Consider the following 17,497-nt stretch of genomic DNA (forward strand, 5'->3'; position numbering starts at 1 on the left):
ATTCTCTTAAAAATAGCTTATTAGATATTTCTTTCGACTCCGAGCTTAAAGATATCTAAGTCGGGATATTATTCGCGATTATAAATCGCGAATAAATTGTCTCTTTTTTCCAAAATGGGATGCTCCCGTTTTCAATGGGTGCATCTCATTTTTGAAAATTTTGCTAGTGGTGCTTCAGGGGGGGCTTCATTTTTCGCCTCGTAGTCAGGGTTATGTTGCTGCCCGTAACGCACCACCGTGTCAAACAGCAAAAATGAGATACAGCAGTTCTTAATTGGGTAAGTTACAAAGTTCTAGGTTTTAGGGAGTAGGGAGTAGGGAGTAGGGAGCGGTGCGACCCGTGGCGAATTTAATTACGGGTCAAGCGCACCGAGGGAGTAGGGAGTAGGGAGCGGTGCGACCCGTGGCGAATTTAATTACGGGTCAAGCGCACCGAGGGAGTAGGGAAGTCAGAAGAAGGAACTTTGGAATAGATAATAGCAATGCAGCGGTTTTTAATAACACCAAAAAATCCTCCAAGCTCTTTCCTACTGCTCCGAACGCGCCCCGCGTGGCCCACGGCCTCAGTCCCTGCTCCCTGCTCCCTTTTACTTCAATCCTATGTTCACAACTCAAATATAAATACTTGATCCATTAATATCTTAAGTTTAATTGTTACACTTTAATTGCTTAGGTTTACTTTTCAGCAAAATAGCTGATTAACTACTAAGCACTAACGCCTCTACCTATAGGTTGAGTTTCAGCGTTTTTTTTGTTAAGTTTTTTTTCTTTTCTCAGAGTTTTCTTAAAATTTAGTTTATTTATCTATTCCTTTTGGACGAGTAACATTTTGAGACTGTTGACGAGCTGTGCCAATGATATTGAGAGGTTAAGTAATTGTAATGCTTGAGGTGAAACAATTACAATCATTTAGCTTATTCAAAATGCTCCTTAACTCAATAACATTTATTAATGAAAATAAATTGAACTATTCCTCTGGGATCGCTTTTGCGATTTAAAAATTTTCTGTATCACAAGAAGAGTCAGAAAAATTACGGAAAGAAAAATCCACCATGGTGAACAAGTCCTCTGTTGCGATGTCACCTCGTCAACAACAGCGTTGGAAAAGTAAAGAAACTATGTTTGCTAAGTTGCTTGCTCAGTTGTTTGCTCAGTTGAAGCAAGTGCCCTTGGGCTATTTAATGGTCATGGCTGCGATCGCCATGGCATTGGATCTCTATATCAGTACCTCCGTCACTCCTTTGATGGGTGTATCATTTTTGATGTGTCTAGTTGTGGGAGTGAGGTGGATTGGAGTCCAACCTAGTAATTCTGGGAATCAAATTCAACGGCTAGTCAGGAAATATGGTTTAGGAGCCTGTCTTTTCCTATTCACCTTTCTGTGGTTTATGTTGGACTTTACCGCTGCGCCAGCCCATGCCCAGTTTTTCCAAGTCGCAGAAGATTGGCTAACTAGTGCTATTCCTGAAGTAGACGCCGATTTGGTGTCCCTGGTGTTTAACGTTTTACGAGCACTATTCCTAATTTATTTGGGCATTTCATTGGTCAAAGTAGTCAATGCTGCCCAACAAGATGATGACTGGAAAACCCTAGCCCGTACTCCAATCATCATTTTGATTGTAGTTACATTGGGTGATCTTTTAGCAGGCTACATCACTGGCACAGGAGCATAAACTACGCTATATCTAATTTGCCTGTTGAGTTTTATCTAGCTGAAGGGATGAGTAGTCAGGGTTTTATTGAGATTGAAAGTTGTTTCAATCACTGATAGTTGGCAAGTCTGATCCAAAATAGCTTGACCTATGGCAAATAATTCACAGCAACAATTCCGTCGTGTTAACCGAACTCTTGATGAAAAACCGAAAATTGGTCCTATTCCAGCCGATCAGTTTATCCCCTGGGCAATAATTTGGGCAATTGCCTATTACATCGTCAAGGGAGTACTAGGAGCTAGTTGGGTATGGACATCTTGTTTCGGAGTTTGGGGTATGTCTACTTGGTGGGTGCTAACTTCCTCTAGCCATTGGAAATTTCTTTCTAAGTTTATACCTGTACCTCAATGGACAAGAGGAATGGGTAGATACCAAAGGCTTTTAGAGATTAAACGGGAAAAAGCAAAGGGCAAAGGCTAAAAAGTATGACAACAACTCAAGCTCACGATCAAGCTAAACAAAAGATGGGAAAGAAGCGGGTTGATGTAGGAAATGGTAAAAAGAAAACCTTAAAGCCGTTCGAGGATGACTGTAAGTTAGCTAGTTTCCTAGAAGTCAGACTTGATGGGTCTGATGTTGGGGCATACATTCTCAGAAAAGGAGAAGCTTCCTATAAATTTGTGTTTGGTTTTGAATGTCGAGGCATTCACACCACCTTACGGCAGGAGTTAATTGACCCGGTTTTTGATGCCATCGAAGCTGGGTTAAAAGATTTCCCAGAGCAGGAAACCCTCACGATTCACCTAAAGTCTTTCACTGATGACACTGATAGACAAAACACGTTGAGTCAGTTGATTAAGGGTACAGACTCTAACGAGTTAAAGTACCTAATCATGGGAGAAAAGAAGCGAATTCAAGACTTGACAAAAGGGGGGATTAGAAAGCCCAAGACATTGTATTTATTTGCTACCTATACCGTAGAATCAGGTCGAGAGGGAGCATCTGATAAAATCGAAGAATTTTTGATGACAGCTACCAAGTGGTGGAACGGATTTATTGGCAAGCTGGATGAGTATGAAAAACAGCAGATCGAGAGAGTGATAGAGATTGCCTTTAATAATGGCTATCAATTTTGGGAAAGGCTGTTGAGCAATCAAATGGGTCTATCGATTCGCCCTCTTTCTGCTCAAGAGTGTTGGAATTATGTGTGGCAGCGATTTAATGATACACCACCTCGTTCAGTTCCCCAGTTGCTTTCCTTAACTGAAGCTGGAGTTACCGAAGAGGTTTACTCAGAAATCCACCCGGTTTCTCTGTTAATGGAAGACTATACCGCTATTCCATTTGCTGATCGACGTTGGATTAATCTCAAAGACCAGTATACCGCAGTCATGCTCTTTTTAGACAAGCCTGAGGGGTGGAGGAATAAAGAATCCCAAATGCGCTATCTCTGGCAAGTCATGGCAAAAGATGAGGTCTATGACACCGATTGTTTTTGTGAGATTTCCAAAGCGAACATTAAGACAGTAACCAGCAAAATGCATTCGCTGACGAAACAGGCAAATGTCTCCTCAAAATATGCAGAGGAGAAAAATACGATTAATGTTAAAGCACAATTAAATATTCAGAAAAATGTCGAGGCTCAGGCGGCTATCTATGAAGGAGCCGTGCCATTTAATGTCTCGGTTGTTTTCTTAGTTCATCGCGATTCTCCACAAGATTTAGATCAGGCGTGTTATACTTTAAAATCTTATTTTCCGCCACCAGCTTGGATGGTAAGGGAGAGCGAGTATCCTTGGAAAATATGGCTAGAAACCTTACCAATTTCCTGGAGCAGACTATTAATGCGTCCGTTTAAGCGATCGCATACCTATTTAAGCCATATTGCACCAGGCTTAATGCCAGTAGTCAAAACCCGGACAGTGGATAGAACGGGATTTGAATTAATCTCTGCTGAAGGGGGTACGCCAGTTTTTATTGACTTATTCAAACAGCATAAAAACCTAGGTATTTTCGGAACCACCCGCAGTGGAAAATCTGTGTTGGCATCAGGAATTATTACCCAAGCCTTGGCTCATGGTATACCCATCTCAGCTATGGATTATCCAAAACCCGATGGCAGTTCTACCTTTAGTGACTACACCGCTTTTCTCGGGGATAAAGGAGCTTATTTTGATATTGGTCGAGAGGCAGTTAATCTTTTCGAGTTGCCCAATTTAAAGGGATTAGATGGTAAACTACAACAAGAGAGACTTACAGAATACAAAGAATTCTTAGTCGAAGCACTAATGCTAATGGTTCTTGGCTCCACGACGTTTCATGACCGGACTTATACGGATAACATCAGAGCCATGTTAAGCTTAGCAATCAAAGCCTTTTTTGATGATGATCAAATCCATGACCGTTATGTAGCAGCAAATATCAATGGCTTAGACTCTCAAGAATGGCAATTAATGCCTACCCTTGCGGATTTTATTGATTTTTGTTCCTTAGAGAGATTGCGAGTTACCTCTGTATCTGGGGATATCCTTCAAGGCTTGGATCAAGTCAAATTGCGACTGAGGTATTGGATCAATAGCCGAGTAGGACAAGCGATTAGTCGTCCTTCTACCTTTAGAAGTGATGCTCAGTTATTAGTCTTTGCCTTACGGAATATTAGTAGTGACGAAGATGCTGCACTACTCTCCTTAGGGATTTACTCAGCAGCCTTAAGACGTTCTTTAGCCTCGCCGGTGAGTATATTTTTCATCGATGAAAGTCCGATTCTGTTCCAGTATAATTCCATTGCTGAATTAATTGGCAGATTGTGTGCTAATGGAGCTAAAGCAGGAATTCGGGTAATTTTATCCGCTCAAGATCCAGATACCATTTCCAAGTCTCCCAGTGCAGCGAAAATTTTTCAGAATATAACAACACGCTTAGTAGGGAGGATTCAACCAACAGCAGTGGATAGCTTTGTTAATATTTTGAAATATCCTTCAGAGATTATTAACAAAAATGCCACAGAAGGATTTTTTCCTAAACAAGAAGGAATGTATTCTCAATGGTTACTCGATGACAATGGGATTTACACCTACTGTCGATTTTATCCCGGTTCAGCACTGTTAACAGCTGTTGCTAATAATCCTGAAGAATCAGCAATTCGTCAGACAGCAATGCGCTTACATCCCCAGGATAAAATTATGGCTATGCATTATGCTAGTAAAAAAATGGCAGAAATGCGTAATTCAGAAGTCCAAGTTGTGAATTCAAAGTTACCCGATCCGAGAGCAAAAGTTCGACTTCATAATTAAGCCATAAAAATAGGATATAATCTAGGTAAGTCAGGGATACGCTTTTATAGCGCTACGGGCAAGTAAGAAGTTATAAGTCAGAATTCAAAAGTAAGCGATTACTTACGTTTCGGAGTTTAGGAATGTCCTAATCTCAATGGGTAGTGCTATATGGTTTAGCTTTCATTTTTCAGTTTTCAGCCTTCAGCATTTTTTCGTAACTATTCAATCTAGGAGTTCAATCATGGCTAAAAATGTGACCAAAACTTGGATACAGTTGTTAATTATTAGTACCCTAATTACAACAGTTCCTAAACCAGCCTATGCTTCTGGTGGAATTGTCGATAGTTTTGTTGACTCGTTTGTTGAGGAATTTCAGAAGGTTAAGTCTTACTTTACAAATTTCTTAGATGAGTTTACCAATCTACCAGAAACCATAGACAACGATTTGAAATCAGCATTGGAAGATTCCATGGGAGTTTTAGGTATCCCCGATGTGGAAGACGTCAGAGCGTCAATTGAGGAAAGTCTCCAAACAAGCGATTACCCAATTTATGAAGGAGACAAACTTGCTAATGAAGTAGAAAGGCAAGTTGCTAGAGCCTCAGCCTCTCGTGTTCTGAGTCAAGAAGGACAGGAGCAGTCAATCCGGGAGCTAAAGCAAATGCAGAATACCGTTTCAGAGGTAGAGCAATCAGCACAAACAGCTCAAAATCAGACAGTTACCCAGAATGTGATCAAAGAAGTCGCTCTTCAGAATGCTCGTCAAGCCGCCATACTCGGCTCCTTGCAAGCCGCTACCGTTGAGGAAGCGCAACGACAGGAAATTTCTAACATGCTCCAGAGCAATATCTCTCGTGCTTTGGATGGACAAACTCAGGCAGATCAATACCAAAAACTGGGCGCTGGTATGGAAACTTTGAGAATTACCTCATTAAGTGGCTTGTTTTAGTTAGCTAGGGTGTTGACTGTTGGCCGTTGACTGGTAAGAATTCAGCTATCAGCTGTCAGCCGTCAGCTAATCAACAGGAGGTAGTAAACCAAGCTTACGGGCTGGTACGGCTGGTTGAAAATCCCTGCTCGTTTTACTCATCCGACCCCGTGCAGTTAAAGCGCTTGCTAGCACCTCAAGTAGCGTGGCCTAGGAGCAATAGCTGATAGCTGATACCTGACGGCTGAATGCTTACGTTGATCGTTAATTGTTAATCCTTAACCGTTGACCGTCAACAGTTATCTGGATGCAGAATTCTTCAATTATTATCAATTCTGAACTCACGCACCCTCCGCACTTAACACTTAGCACTTAGCACTCAATACTCCCCACTCATTACTCCGCACTCAATACTTCCCACTCAAAACTATTTCTCCTATGTCTCCTTGGTCTGGCTTACCTGCTTGTCCCTATTCCTACCTTATTTGTTTATCCCCATGTGTAGCGATCGCCATGTCTACTTGTCCTTATCTTCCGGATTTCCTCCGTCTGCCGATCTCTGTGAATTCCTCATCTACCCACTCTCCCCACTCTCCCCACTCTCCCCACTCTGCTCATCCCATCACTAATCACGTCAAGAGGTAGTCATTAAATGATAGTCACCCCCAACTTAATCGCTCAATTTAGTAATGGAGCCTCCCAAATTATCCAGAATGGTCGTACCGGACAAATTGCGATCGCACAAGCCATGGATGAGCTGTGGAGTGAAGTCCTCGGAGGTGGGTTGTATGCTGTGATCACTAAACTGGGGGTGTTTTTTGCCGTGGGAAGCTTAGTTCTATTCATGACTCAATGGGCAAAAGCCTTAATAGAATACGATGAGCCAATTATGTGGTCTGAGATCATCTGGCCCTTATTAGTCGCGGTTTTGTTAGCCAATGATGGAGCAATGTTAGCCAATGGCACCCAAGGACTCAGAAGTGTAATCAACAATACGTCTAATTCACTACTGCAAAACGCATCTGCCAGAATTTCTTTGCAAGAATCATACCAAATTGTGACAGAAAATATTGGGGCGAAGGCGGTTATTGATTCCTTGGTTTCTCAATGTGATGCTATCGTCGATGTTCAACAACAGGTGGATTGTTTAACAAATGCAGAGCAACAAGCACAGGAGTTTTCTAGAACGTTAAACCCATCATCTCAGGCATTTCTCTCTCAAATTGGTTCATTGCTTAACCCTCTCAATGTTACTGAACGAGTTGGCTTTGCTTTACAAACCGCAGTAACGGGTTGGTTAATGTCGATTGGGATGGCATTTCAGTGGGTAGCAGAAGTTTCCATGTTGCTAACCGGACTATTAGGTCCATTAGCGGTTGGGGCCACATTATTACCTGTGGGAGCTAAGGCGATTTACGCTTGGTTAATTAGCTTTTTCTCCATCGGTTTAGTTAAAATATGCTACAACATTATTGTTGGTTTAGTCGCCACCTTAATTGTTAATGCTGAGAGTTATAACCCATTAGTTTTTGCTTTTGTAGCTGGATTGATTGCCCCCATCCTAGCGTTAGTATTAGCCGCTGGAGGAGGTCTAGCTATTTTTAATAGCTTAAACTCCTTCAGTGCTTTTGTATTAGGAGGCTTGAAATAAATGGACAGCACGAATAGTTCTCCTCAGAATAAGCTTAAATTTCTCCAAAGAGGTAAGAAGAGTACTTGGTTATCCAGTTTCAATGTGACGGATAGTCTGGGAATTATCTTAATCAGCAACTTTGCTTACAATACCTTAATTCTGTTTTTCCTAGCCCTGTTGTATGGCGCTCAAGCAAGGCTAGCTAATAAGCCAGCTCCTTCCTTAGTGCAATTGAAGACTGGTGAAACCACTGCCGTAGAAGCCATTGGGAATAAAGAACGGACAGCAGAGGTAATTAAAGCATTTACAATTAAAACCATGAGTGACCTGTTTACTTGGACAGGGCGATTACCTGGAAAAGATGGCGTTCCCTTTTCTAACTTAGACTCTGATCCAGGAGTAGAAATTCATGGCAAAGGTAGGCGTCGAGGTAAAATATCTACTCAAGCCTGGAAAGCTAGCTTTGCCTTAGCCGATGATTTTCGTGATCCGTTTCTATTAAAGTTAGTAGACTTAACGCCATCCAACGTATTTAAGGGCAAAACACAATTTGCTTTTGTCCCCCAATTTGTCAGAGAACCTATTAAAATAAAAGAAGGGGAATGGACAATCGATTTGGTTGGCACGTTAACCGTTCTAGATACTACCAATAATTTGCCTACCTATATTCCCTTCAACAAACAGGTGCATGTACGGGCAGTGGAGCCTCCTAAGTATTCACCAGGTATGGCAGACGATAGTCTACCTCCAATTATTGCTAAGGCTAGAGAGAAAGGTTTGGAGGTGGTCAGTATCAAGGATTTAGACTCGAAATAAACCTGAATCCTGAGTCGAATAGTCCTGATTCCAAGAGTCCAATAATCCGTGCATCCGTCCCTGTTTATACATCAGTGTTGTGCGACTAATGACTACAGCAACTGGAATAACTACAGCAACTGGGAGAAATTATGAAGCTATCAGATCTCAAAGACTTTGATGTCCAAAGCATCGAACATAAATCTGAAGAAGAAATGAGTAAAAAAACTCTGATTCAGCAGAACAGTGGTGCAGAGAATACCGCCCCGACATGGACAGAAGAATCATTAGCGGAGTTGTTACAATTTGATACTAGTTATGACCAAGAAAAAAATCCTAGCAGTCAGGGGGTAATAGCATCGACTGATGGTACCGCTGATTTAGATCCAGACTTAAATGTTACCCAAGCGGAATTCGCCAAATCTGGTTGGGCAAAAGGTGCTTCGGTTGGTGCAGTAACTGGGTCAATTGCTGTAGTCGCCGGATTAGTTTTTACAGGGATGACCTCCTTGTCTTCTAAGAAGAAATTGGTCGAAAAAGTTACTCCGATTCCCACCAGTGTTGATAACGAAGCGGAAAACGCGACCGATTCTGAAATCGGACGACTGAAGACTGAATTAGCCCTAGCCAAGCAACAAAAACAGATCCAAGCCATTCAAGAGAAAAAAAGACCAAAAACAACCATAGAGCTTGCCAAGTCAGAAGAACCCCCATCACCGAAAACAGCTCCACCACCTCGTCCTAGGCCAGCAGTGCGTTCAGCACCACCCCCTCCTGTGGTAAGAGCATCAACCCGTCCAGCACCCCGTCCAGTACGGCAACCGGTGGTAATTCGTCAAGCTCCCCCACCACCGCGTCCAGTGCAGCAACCAGTAGTAATTCGTCAAGCTCCCCCACCCCGTCCAGTGCGGACAGCACCAGTGCGGAGAGCACCAACACCACCCCCTGTGGCAAAAGCACCAACACCTCCTCCACCTCCTCCAGCCCCAGCACCAAAGATAGATCCCATGGAGCAATGGCTGGCTTTGAGCCAACTGGGAAGTTATGGTTTGAGTTCGGTGAATACTCCAGAAGCGCCACAGGAAAATGTGGCGATGATGGAACCAAGCCCACAAACACAAGCAGTAGCCCAACGAAACAATGGGATCAGGGGACGCTCTACTATTGCTAGTACATACTCAATTCCAGCTGTACAGAGAGTTTCCAACTCTCCCAATCCTCCCCAACCCCTTAATGGATCTCCCGTTATCTTTGCTGATCAAGTTGCTATCTCAGAAGAAGCCAGTATTTTAGCTGGGAGACCGATCAGACGGAAGCTATTTTCCTTTGGTCAAGAAGCAGCTGGAGAATTAATTACACCAATTGTTTGGACAAAGTCGAACCTATCTCGAAATTCTCAACAACCAAATTTGGATGAACGATTTGTGGTGCGTCTGAGTGAGCCTCTAGTGGATCAAGATAACCAAGTTTTGCTCAAAGCTGGTACCAAAATTGTCTTTCTCTGTGACATGGTTGATGATAGTGGACTAGTCAATAGTGATGCGATCGCATTAATCATCGATGACCAAGAATATCAGTTACCCCCAGGAGTGATTAGTCTCAGAGGAGATAAGGGTAATCCCATGGTGGCGAATGTCTGGGATCGGGGTTCTGATGATATCGCCAGAAATGACATGATCGCCTTCTTGTTTGGTTCTGCTGCCAAAGTCGGAGAAGTACTCAATCAACCTGAACGGAGTCAAATTATCACCTCCAGTGGTTTTGGCTCAAGCCAGTCTAGCACCTTCACTAGTCGAGACCGCAACCTATGGGGAGCAGTGCTTGAGGGAGGGTTTAAACCTCTTGCTCAGGACATTGTAGAGCGTAATGCTTCAGCAACACGCCGACTACAAAATTTGCCCAAATTGTGGTATATGGGTGCCGGGAGTTCCGTACAAGTTTTTGTCAACACACCCTTTGAGCTGTAGTAGCCTGTCTTCTGAATTCATAACCCTGAATTCAGAAGACGGACTTAGCTGATAGCTGAGGGACTGGATCAAGACAATACTTATAGCAATCGAAGTAAAAGTTAAGACATATTTCTGTTCCCTGTTCCCAGATCCGCTGTTCCCCCCTTCCGCGCGGGGGGTTAGGGGGGATCCGCTGTTCCCTTTAAAACACAATAGTATGTCCTAAACTATACTGCCATTGCTATACATTTTGACGTTTGAATTTTTCATTTTAGGAGCTTGTAAGTAGCCATGACTAATTTTTTTTCAGCCTTGGAAATCAAATTAGGTCAAGAGTTAAAAATTACCCCAGCCAAAACTCAGATTTTTTTACTATTTGCTTTATCCCTTTTTCTAGCTAAGCCAGCTTGGGCAGATCCTGGTAATTCAGCTATAGCAGTCAAACGGGTAAGTCTAACCTCTTCTGGGCAATCTTCAGTGCCTCAAAATAGCCCAATTCCAGTAGCATTGGCTCCAGGATATGGAGTAAATATCAGTTTCATTTCTACTGGGGAAGTTATTGAAAAACTCTGGATTGATAATCCCTCATTCGTTGCTGTTGATGTCGATGGTTGCTTAGATAACTTAGTTGCTAAAAAAAACTGTGAGTATAATCAGGCAACTGTAATTCATTTGCGCCGGATTGAACAACTTGATATTCCTGGTATACCAAAGACAAATAGCACACTTTTGACAGTAGTTACTCGTTCTGTTGAGGGTAGGCAAATTTACTTATTTAAAGTGACTCCAGCTGACCGACCTAGCGAAGTAGTCATTGAGTTTAATAAGCCTACTCCTTCCGTAGACTTTATAGTCGTCGATGCCATAGAGCGGGGGATCTTTCGAGCAACCTTACAAGGACTTTTAGTCAAGGGTTCAGAACTTCATAGAAAGTTAGATAATTTCGTAGTTTTTATCAAAGACGGTCAGACTATTTCAAATGCCGCCACTCAAGCCGGTATTTCTTTGGAATTGGCAGATAAATTGCAAAAAATGGGTCGTCGTCCAACTGTTCCAACAGCCATTTCACAAATGAATGAACAGAAAAACACCATTGAAGTCCTAACTAAAGAAGTCGTAATCCAGGAGAAAAATAATGAGCAGTAAGCATCAGAGAAAATCCAATAAAAATAAACCTTGGTTGCAAATGGATAAGCATAGGCGAAAAGGGTTTATTTTACTATATTGGTTCGTCACTGGCTTAGGTCTTTGCTTTTTACTTTCTGGTATTCTTATTGCCTCTGGATTAAGAATGCCAACAGCGGTCGCAACTCTTACTCCTGTTCAAAACAGTAAACTACCAGTAAAAGAAACGAAAATTGAACCCAAGGTAGAAGCACAAGTAAAACCACACGTAAAACCAAACGTAAAACCCAAGGTAGCATTAAATGCTGCAAGTTATCCTCTGAAAGACTATCTGCCAACCACCGCTTGGGAGGGAACTAAACTACCAAATTGGAATCAAGTCACCTTCGGAAGTTTTCCCGGTATTTCTCAAGGGGGTTCTTTTCAAGCCTCCTCAGACGTGATTAAAGCCGTAGGTTATGACCCATCAAGGATATGGTTAGCTGGTCAAACACCAGACCAATATATGAAATTAGGAGACTTTCAGCAGATATTTGAGCTACAAAATTTTAGCTTGAATAACATTATGTCCCTAACCGGATTCGACTTAGGAAATCTTTCCTTAGCAGATTTTGGGTTAATGAGCTCCCAAACCTTAGGTAGCTTAGTAGACGCCATCCCTGATTTGGAGAGATATACTATAGAACAGCTGCAACCAGTCTTTGGTTTACTATCGATCAATTTGGCCAGTAGCTTTGACCCAACAGAAACCTTAGGAGACTTTTTAGCATTCTCACCCCACCTCAGAGACCTTTCCTTTGACACCCTTGACCTATCAGGTTATACCTTAGATTCCCTACCTGGTATTGATGTTGCTCCCTTGGCTGCATTTAAGGATTGGCAGAATACCAATATCGCTCAAGTTCCTGGCTTATCCCAAGTACCATTTTCCCAATTTCCCAATCCGATTCAAGCACAAGGAAGCGCCATTGGTATTTTGGATATTGCCTTTGGCATAGCTGAATCTCAACGCTATAATACCATTTCCGGTAGTGATCAAGAAGGATTTAAAGTTCCCTGTGACAGTGAATGTGCTCATATCGAATTAGCTGGTCAACCAAGTATCAAAGGTAAGCAGTGGATTAGTGGTAAATATCAAGAAGTTCAGGGAGGTTCCGGTTTTTTAGGACAAATAAATGATGGGATGGAACCCACTGGTAGACACCCCTTTGGCGATGCCTTTAAGGTAGTAGTTTGGGATACATCAGAAACAGAAGGCTCTGCTGGTACAGCCTTGTTTTTCCGCTATTGTATCCGTAACACTTTTGTGGATTTAGGTTGTACACCCTATTTCATTGGTCCTGTACCATTTCTATCCTACCAGGAGAAAGATCCAATCTTTTTAGGCTTACTTTAGTCATTAATTTGAAAATTGTTAATTGTTACAGGACTTACGCAAAATTAGTATAATTAGTTAATAACGCACCCTACCGAGAGATTGATTGCATAAGTCCTGTGTTTATTGTCCTTTTTCAATTTTCAATTTTAAAAAAAATGAAACAGACTCCAAATCATGTTGTTAGTCTACCTCCGGGATTAATTTATCAGCAACTTACCAAAGAAAATCTTATAGATTTTTCCCAAACTAATCAGGGAATCACCATCACCAGCTGTTTGATAGCTTTGGGTTTGCTAGCGATAATACCGGATGGCAAGAAAGGTCAATTAGCTACAGGTTATTGGGGAGGGAAAAAGGAGAAAAAAGCTGCTCGTAAAAAAGCTCAGGCACAGATGGCTAATCTTTCCAGAAACTCCGTTGCTCTCTACGTCGGCACTCCCGAAGACATTCAGAAGCGTCAGGAGCAAGAATGGATAAAGCAGGGGAAATTGAAAAAGCAACTGAAACCTGAAGCTTTCAATTGGTTTAAGCCTGCTGCCGAGTCCTTATATCTTCCCGATGCCCAACGAGGAATTGCCGCCATTGGAGCCAGTGGTTCAGGCAAATCCTTTTCAGTCTGTGACCCTCTAATTCGTTCATCCCTTGACCAAGGATTTCCTACAATTATATATGACTTCAAATATCCAGCGCAAGCAAAACGAGCTGTGGGTTATGCTTTAAAAAGAGGTTATAACGTACATATTTTTGCCCCTGGTTTTCCCGAGTCAGATGTCTGTAATCCCTTGGATTTACTCAAAGATGAAGAAGATGCGATCGCAGCCGGTCAAATCGCCCAAGTCATTAACCGAAATACAGATTTAACTGGCGGAAAAGCCAGTGGTGATAAGTTCTTTGAAGATGCGGGTGATAGTTTAGTCGAAGGAATCTTTTTGTTAACAAAGGCAGTTGGTACCTTAGTAGAAAATCAGCGATATTGTGATATAATGACAGCACAGGCAATTTTAAGTTTGCCTGACCTAGTTAGCCGATTGGAATTTGCTTCCCAGGAGAAATTAAATGTCTGGACCACTCGCCCCCTATCCCAAATCATTAGCATCAAAGAAAGTGAAAAAACCGTAGCCGGTATTATCGGAATTGCTCAGAGAACCTTCCAAAAATTCTTGAAAAAAGACTTTATGGGAGCATTTTGCGGAAAAACCACCTTACCTTTAGATTTAGAAGGAAAACAACTCATCGTCTTTGGGTTAGATCGAAATAACCGGGATATTGTCGGACCACTATTAGCAACAATCCTCCATATGGTAATTAACCGAAATGTATCCCGAATTAAACCTCGAACAGACCCTCTAGTTGTTTCCCTAGATGAGCTACCAAGTTTGTACTTACCCCAGCTGGTAAACTGGTTAAATGAAAACCGAGAAGATGGGTTTTGTGGTATTCTAGGCTATCAAAACTTAGGACAATTAGAAAACAGGTATGGCAAAGAGCTGACCAGAGCTATTCTAGGAGGTACAGCTACAAAGTTCATCTTTAATCCCCAAGATCCAGACTCCGCTAAAACCTTCTCTGACCTATTAGGAGAGTTTCAAATTCATTTCAAATCCAAATCCAAGAGTAGTGGTACAGGGGGCAGTTCTCACTCTAAATCCGATCAAAAAAACAAGCGACCACTTTTAGAGCCCGCTCAGTTTATTAAATTACCTACTGGTAAAGCAGTGATCATCAATCCCGCTTATCAAAGAGCCAAAGAAAGCTATGTGCCTTTGTTAGAACAAATTCAAATTCCTGAATCTGATCTTAAAGAGCAGGAGTGGTCAGAAAATTTATGGGAGAGTATTCGAGAGCATTTAATTAAAGTCAAGAGAGCATCTCACCGAGTTTCTAATCAGCAAAGGGTGCGTCAACTTAAGGAGAGAATGGCATTAGTAGAGCAATTATTTCCATTGCCAACAGATGGAGCTAGACAAGCACCAGCATCATTTTCTCCTACCCCAGCACTAATCCCAAAATCTGGATCTATGTCATCCACGGCAACTTCTCATTGGCCTCCACGTCTATCTGATCAAGATGTCTCACCAGACCTTCTGGAAGGAAGTTTTTAATGAGTTACTTTCATAGAAGTTACAGGTTACAGGTTACAGGTTACAGGTTTCAGGTTGCAGGTTGCAGGTTGCAGGTTGCAGGTTGAAGGTTGCGTAGGGTGCGTGATAAGACGGGCTCGCCCTCATTTTCCGCCTCAACGCCCGGGTTGGGACAGCCCGTTCGATTGTAACGGGCAAGATGCCCATTCCACCCACCGGGTCAAACAGTAAAAGCGATGCAGCTTCGGAACAGGGGAGGCAGCGCGGTCTTGGGGGTTCCCCCGGAGACGAAACCTGATTACGTTGAGCCTTTATGGTTGGTAGGTTATGCAAAAAAGGGTTAAAACTTGAGGCGCGACCCCGTAATTTAATTCGCCATAGGAAAGCGCGCCTCCATTGATTAAGGCTCAACTGTCTTACGGTAACTTCAAACCACTCGCGCTTTGCCGTGGTTTCCCCCACTCGCTATTGCATCAAGACAATGAGATGCACCCTACAGGTTGCAGGTTGAAGGTTGCAGGTTGCAGGTTGTTCGCCTTTGGCGTTCGGTGAAGGGTAAGTTGCCATCTGATAACTTTAAAATTGTGTAATTGGAGGAAGCCATGTTTTCTAACTATAAAATAAATCCTGTAGATGATTTAGATAAGGCAACAAATAACGTATCCGATCTACCCTCATTACCCATCGACTATTTTCCTAATGTGATTGAGATTTTTGATCAATATGGATTATTAGCTGGCGTAGTGGTGTCCAAAGGCATACCCTATGAAATGCCTAGGCACAAGGATCAGGTCAGTGACTACAATGCTTGGTATTTTGATGGACAGCTTTGCGTGTTTTATCGAGGAAAAAATATTTTGCTTGATCGCACTCAGAACTTGCAGCACCGAGCAGCAATTTTTGGAGCCTTAGGGTTGGGAGCATTAGGAGTTTAAAACCATGGCAAAAGTAACAATAGTCAGTGAGTCCTATGTATCATCTTTACAAGGACAATACCAAGGTGTCATTTCCAAATGGTCAAGTGGACTGGCAGCATTTAAGCAAAAGCAGCAGCAAAAGCAAGAACAAAATCGACAGGCTCAACAACTCAATGGTCAGGTATACAATAGTAATCAAGAGCCTGAAATTAAAATTACCGATGAGGATAAAGTAGTCTATGGTAAAGATGGAGATAAGTTGGTCAATGACTTGAACTCAGACATCATTGGTCAGTTGACTTTAGCCAAAGAGTCATCTGTAGGAGAGATGATTGGAGTCACCAATAAAAAAGTAGAATTGGATGGAATCGTTATTTTACAAACTAATGATGAAGGTGTGGTAAAGGTTAACGCTTTTGATGAACAACAGCTACAGGGGCAAAAACAAAAGATATCTAGTCCAATTCAACCACAAAACCAATCTTTAAAACCAAAAGTCCAACCCGTAAAAGCTAATACTGAAACCAGAGGTGGATTATATTCAGTACGACGCTCAGTGCAGGCTTTAGAGAATACACCACTAAAGCAGTTTTTGCAGTGCCAGGTTAATGAGATGCGTATGCTTCGTAGTGCTCAAAAACAAAAACAAGAAGCTATGCAATCGGAGTTTCTATCTGAATTGATTGAAGCCCGAATGCTTCAATCCAAGCAGCCGAGTTGGTGGGAAAAGGTTGTTTCACCGATTTCAGAAAAAGTGGAAAAATTCAAAAATGCTGTGTCTAATTACCATGAAACATCCCGTCAAAAAGAAGCTGCTGCTACCTTAGTACGCTTAATCAATTCTCAAGCATCACCAGGACAAGATACCTATGAATCAGCAGAGTATACGATTCATCGCGAGGATAATTCCTATGCAATGAGGGACAAAAAAGGTAAGGAATTGATAAAGTTTCGCGCTGGTGCTATGGGGGTCACTGTACAGGGAGAACCCAAACTCAATGAACAGCAATATCAAGAAATTTCACAGGTAAAAAAGCAGTTAGATTGGGGACAGAAACCTGAGGGAAAGTTTCGGCAATTAGGAGCTTCTGAGGCTGACTACTTTAGCCGTGTCAAGGCAGTTGCAGATACATTGGTCGAGTATGCCCAATCACAAGGAAATACTGTCCAGGTTGAAGGTAAACTCAACTATAACTGGAGAGCAACTCCCAATGGCGATATCACAATTGCGGCTAAGGACAGACGAGGAACCATCTTTTCACAGCAGAAAGGACAATTTATGTCCCAGATGACACAACGGGATTTATCCTACTTTGAGCAAGCCTTAAAACCTTTAATGAGCCAAGCGCCACAACGACTAGTTCAGCCCTCTCGATCATCAGTGCAGTCTCTAAAATCTCAAAGCCTAGGTGCTCCTAACCCCTTTGCTCACTCCAGTTTAACAGCACTAGCTTCAAGCAATGGACAGGCTTTTCAACCGCCAGCTAAAACACCTTTCTCGGAACCGATTAATCTCAAACAGAAATCAAAGGAGCTATCTTTGTAAGGCTTTTTGTTAACTGTTAACCCTCAACAATAAACAACCTGATATAGCAATCCTCTATAATTCGTGAACAGTCACAGGTCTTACTCAGTAAGGATTCAGCTATCAGCTATCAGCCATCAGCCAAGGCCAAGTTGGCCGTAGGCCACGCTACGCCAATGGCCACGCTACGCGAACAGGTATAAGCTATAATGTATTAGCTATAATTTATAAGCTATAAT

14 protein-coding genes are annotated in these 17,497 nt (G+C 42.2%); all 14 read left to right on the top strand.

Features of this window, described 5'->3' with window-relative positions:
* Nucleotides 1–403: 403 nt before the first annotated feature.
* Nucleotides 404–637: a hypothetical protein gene (locus F6K37_RS00615; protein WP_131826889.1), complete on the top strand. Its 234-nt coding sequence runs from the start codon at nt 404–406 to the stop codon at nt 635–637.
* Nucleotides 638–1,052: 415 nt separating this feature from the next.
* On the top strand, nt 1,053–1,673 hold the full coding sequence (locus F6K37_RS00620; protein ID WP_052308473.1) for a hypothetical protein: 621 nt from the start codon (nt 1,053–1,055) through the stop codon (nt 1,671–1,673).
* 129 nt (nt 1,674–1,802) lie between these two features.
* Complete coding sequence (locus F6K37_RS00625) at nt 1,803–2,132, top strand: hypothetical protein (RefSeq protein ID WP_009149104.1); 330 nt, start codon at nt 1,803–1,805, stop codon at nt 2,130–2,132.
* Between the two features lie 5 nt (nt 2,133–2,137).
* On the top strand, nt 2,138–4,945 hold the full coding sequence (locus F6K37_RS00630) for a putative type IV secretion/conjugal transfer ATPase (RefSeq protein WP_009149102.1): 2,808 nt from the start codon (nt 2,138–2,140) through the stop codon (nt 4,943–4,945).
* 223 nt (nt 4,946–5,168) lie between these two features.
* Entirely contained in the window at nt 5,169–5,876 is a 708-nt protein-coding gene (locus F6K37_RS00635; protein ID WP_009149100.1) for a hypothetical protein, read from the top strand.
* A 417-nt stretch (nt 5,877–6,293) separates the two neighbouring features.
* Nucleotides 6,294–6,500, top strand: coding sequence for a hypothetical protein (locus F6K37_RS00640; protein ID WP_131826890.1), 207 nt, complete (start codon nt 6,294–6,296; stop codon nt 6,498–6,500).
* A 7-nt stretch (nt 6,501–6,507) separates the two neighbouring features.
* The gene (locus F6K37_RS00645) at nt 6,508–7,506 is read left to right on the top strand and encodes a hypothetical protein (protein ID WP_009149099.1); all 999 of its coding nucleotides are present in this window, start codon (nt 6,508–6,510) and stop codon (nt 7,504–7,506) included.
* Complete coding sequence (locus tag F6K37_RS00650; protein ID WP_009149098.1) at nt 7,507–8,304, top strand: hypothetical protein; 798 nt, start codon at nt 7,507–7,509, stop codon at nt 8,302–8,304.
* A 131-nt stretch (nt 8,305–8,435) separates the two neighbouring features.
* Nucleotides 8,436–10,250, top strand: coding sequence for a TrbI/VirB10 family protein (locus tag F6K37_RS00655; RefSeq protein WP_287247515.1), 1,815 nt, complete (start codon nt 8,436–8,438; stop codon nt 10,248–10,250).
* Nucleotides 10,251–10,523: 273 nt separating this feature from the next.
* A complete protein-coding gene (locus tag F6K37_RS00660; protein WP_009149096.1) occupies nt 10,524–11,378 on the top strand; it encodes a hypothetical protein in 855 nt (284 codons plus the stop codon).
* Nucleotides 11,368–12,753, top strand: coding sequence for a hypothetical protein (locus tag F6K37_RS00665; RefSeq protein ID WP_009149095.1), 1,386 nt, complete (start codon nt 11,368–11,370; stop codon nt 12,751–12,753). Before F6K37_RS00660 ends, F6K37_RS00665 begins: the two co-directional genes overlap by 11 nt.
* 137 nt (nt 12,754–12,890) lie before the next feature.
* On the top strand, nt 12,891–14,837 hold the full coding sequence (locus F6K37_RS00670) for a type IV secretory system conjugative DNA transfer family protein (protein ID WP_131826891.1): 1,947 nt from the start codon (nt 12,891–12,893) through the stop codon (nt 14,835–14,837).
* 581 nt (nt 14,838–15,418) lie between these two features.
* Entirely contained in the window at nt 15,419–15,751 is a 333-nt protein-coding gene (locus tag F6K37_RS00675) for a hypothetical protein (RefSeq protein ID WP_287247518.1), read from the top strand.
* Between the two features lie 4 nt (nt 15,752–15,755).
* On the top strand, nt 15,756–17,279 hold the full coding sequence (locus tag F6K37_RS00680; protein ID WP_009149091.1) for a hypothetical protein: 1,524 nt from the start codon (nt 15,756–15,758) through the stop codon (nt 17,277–17,279).
* Nucleotides 17,280–17,497: the final 218 nt, after the last annotated feature.

The organism is Moorena sp. SIO4E2, assembly GCF_010671945.1.
Taxonomy (GTDB): Bacteria; Cyanobacteriota; Cyanobacteriia; order Cyanobacteriales; family Coleofasciculaceae; genus Moorena; species Moorena producens.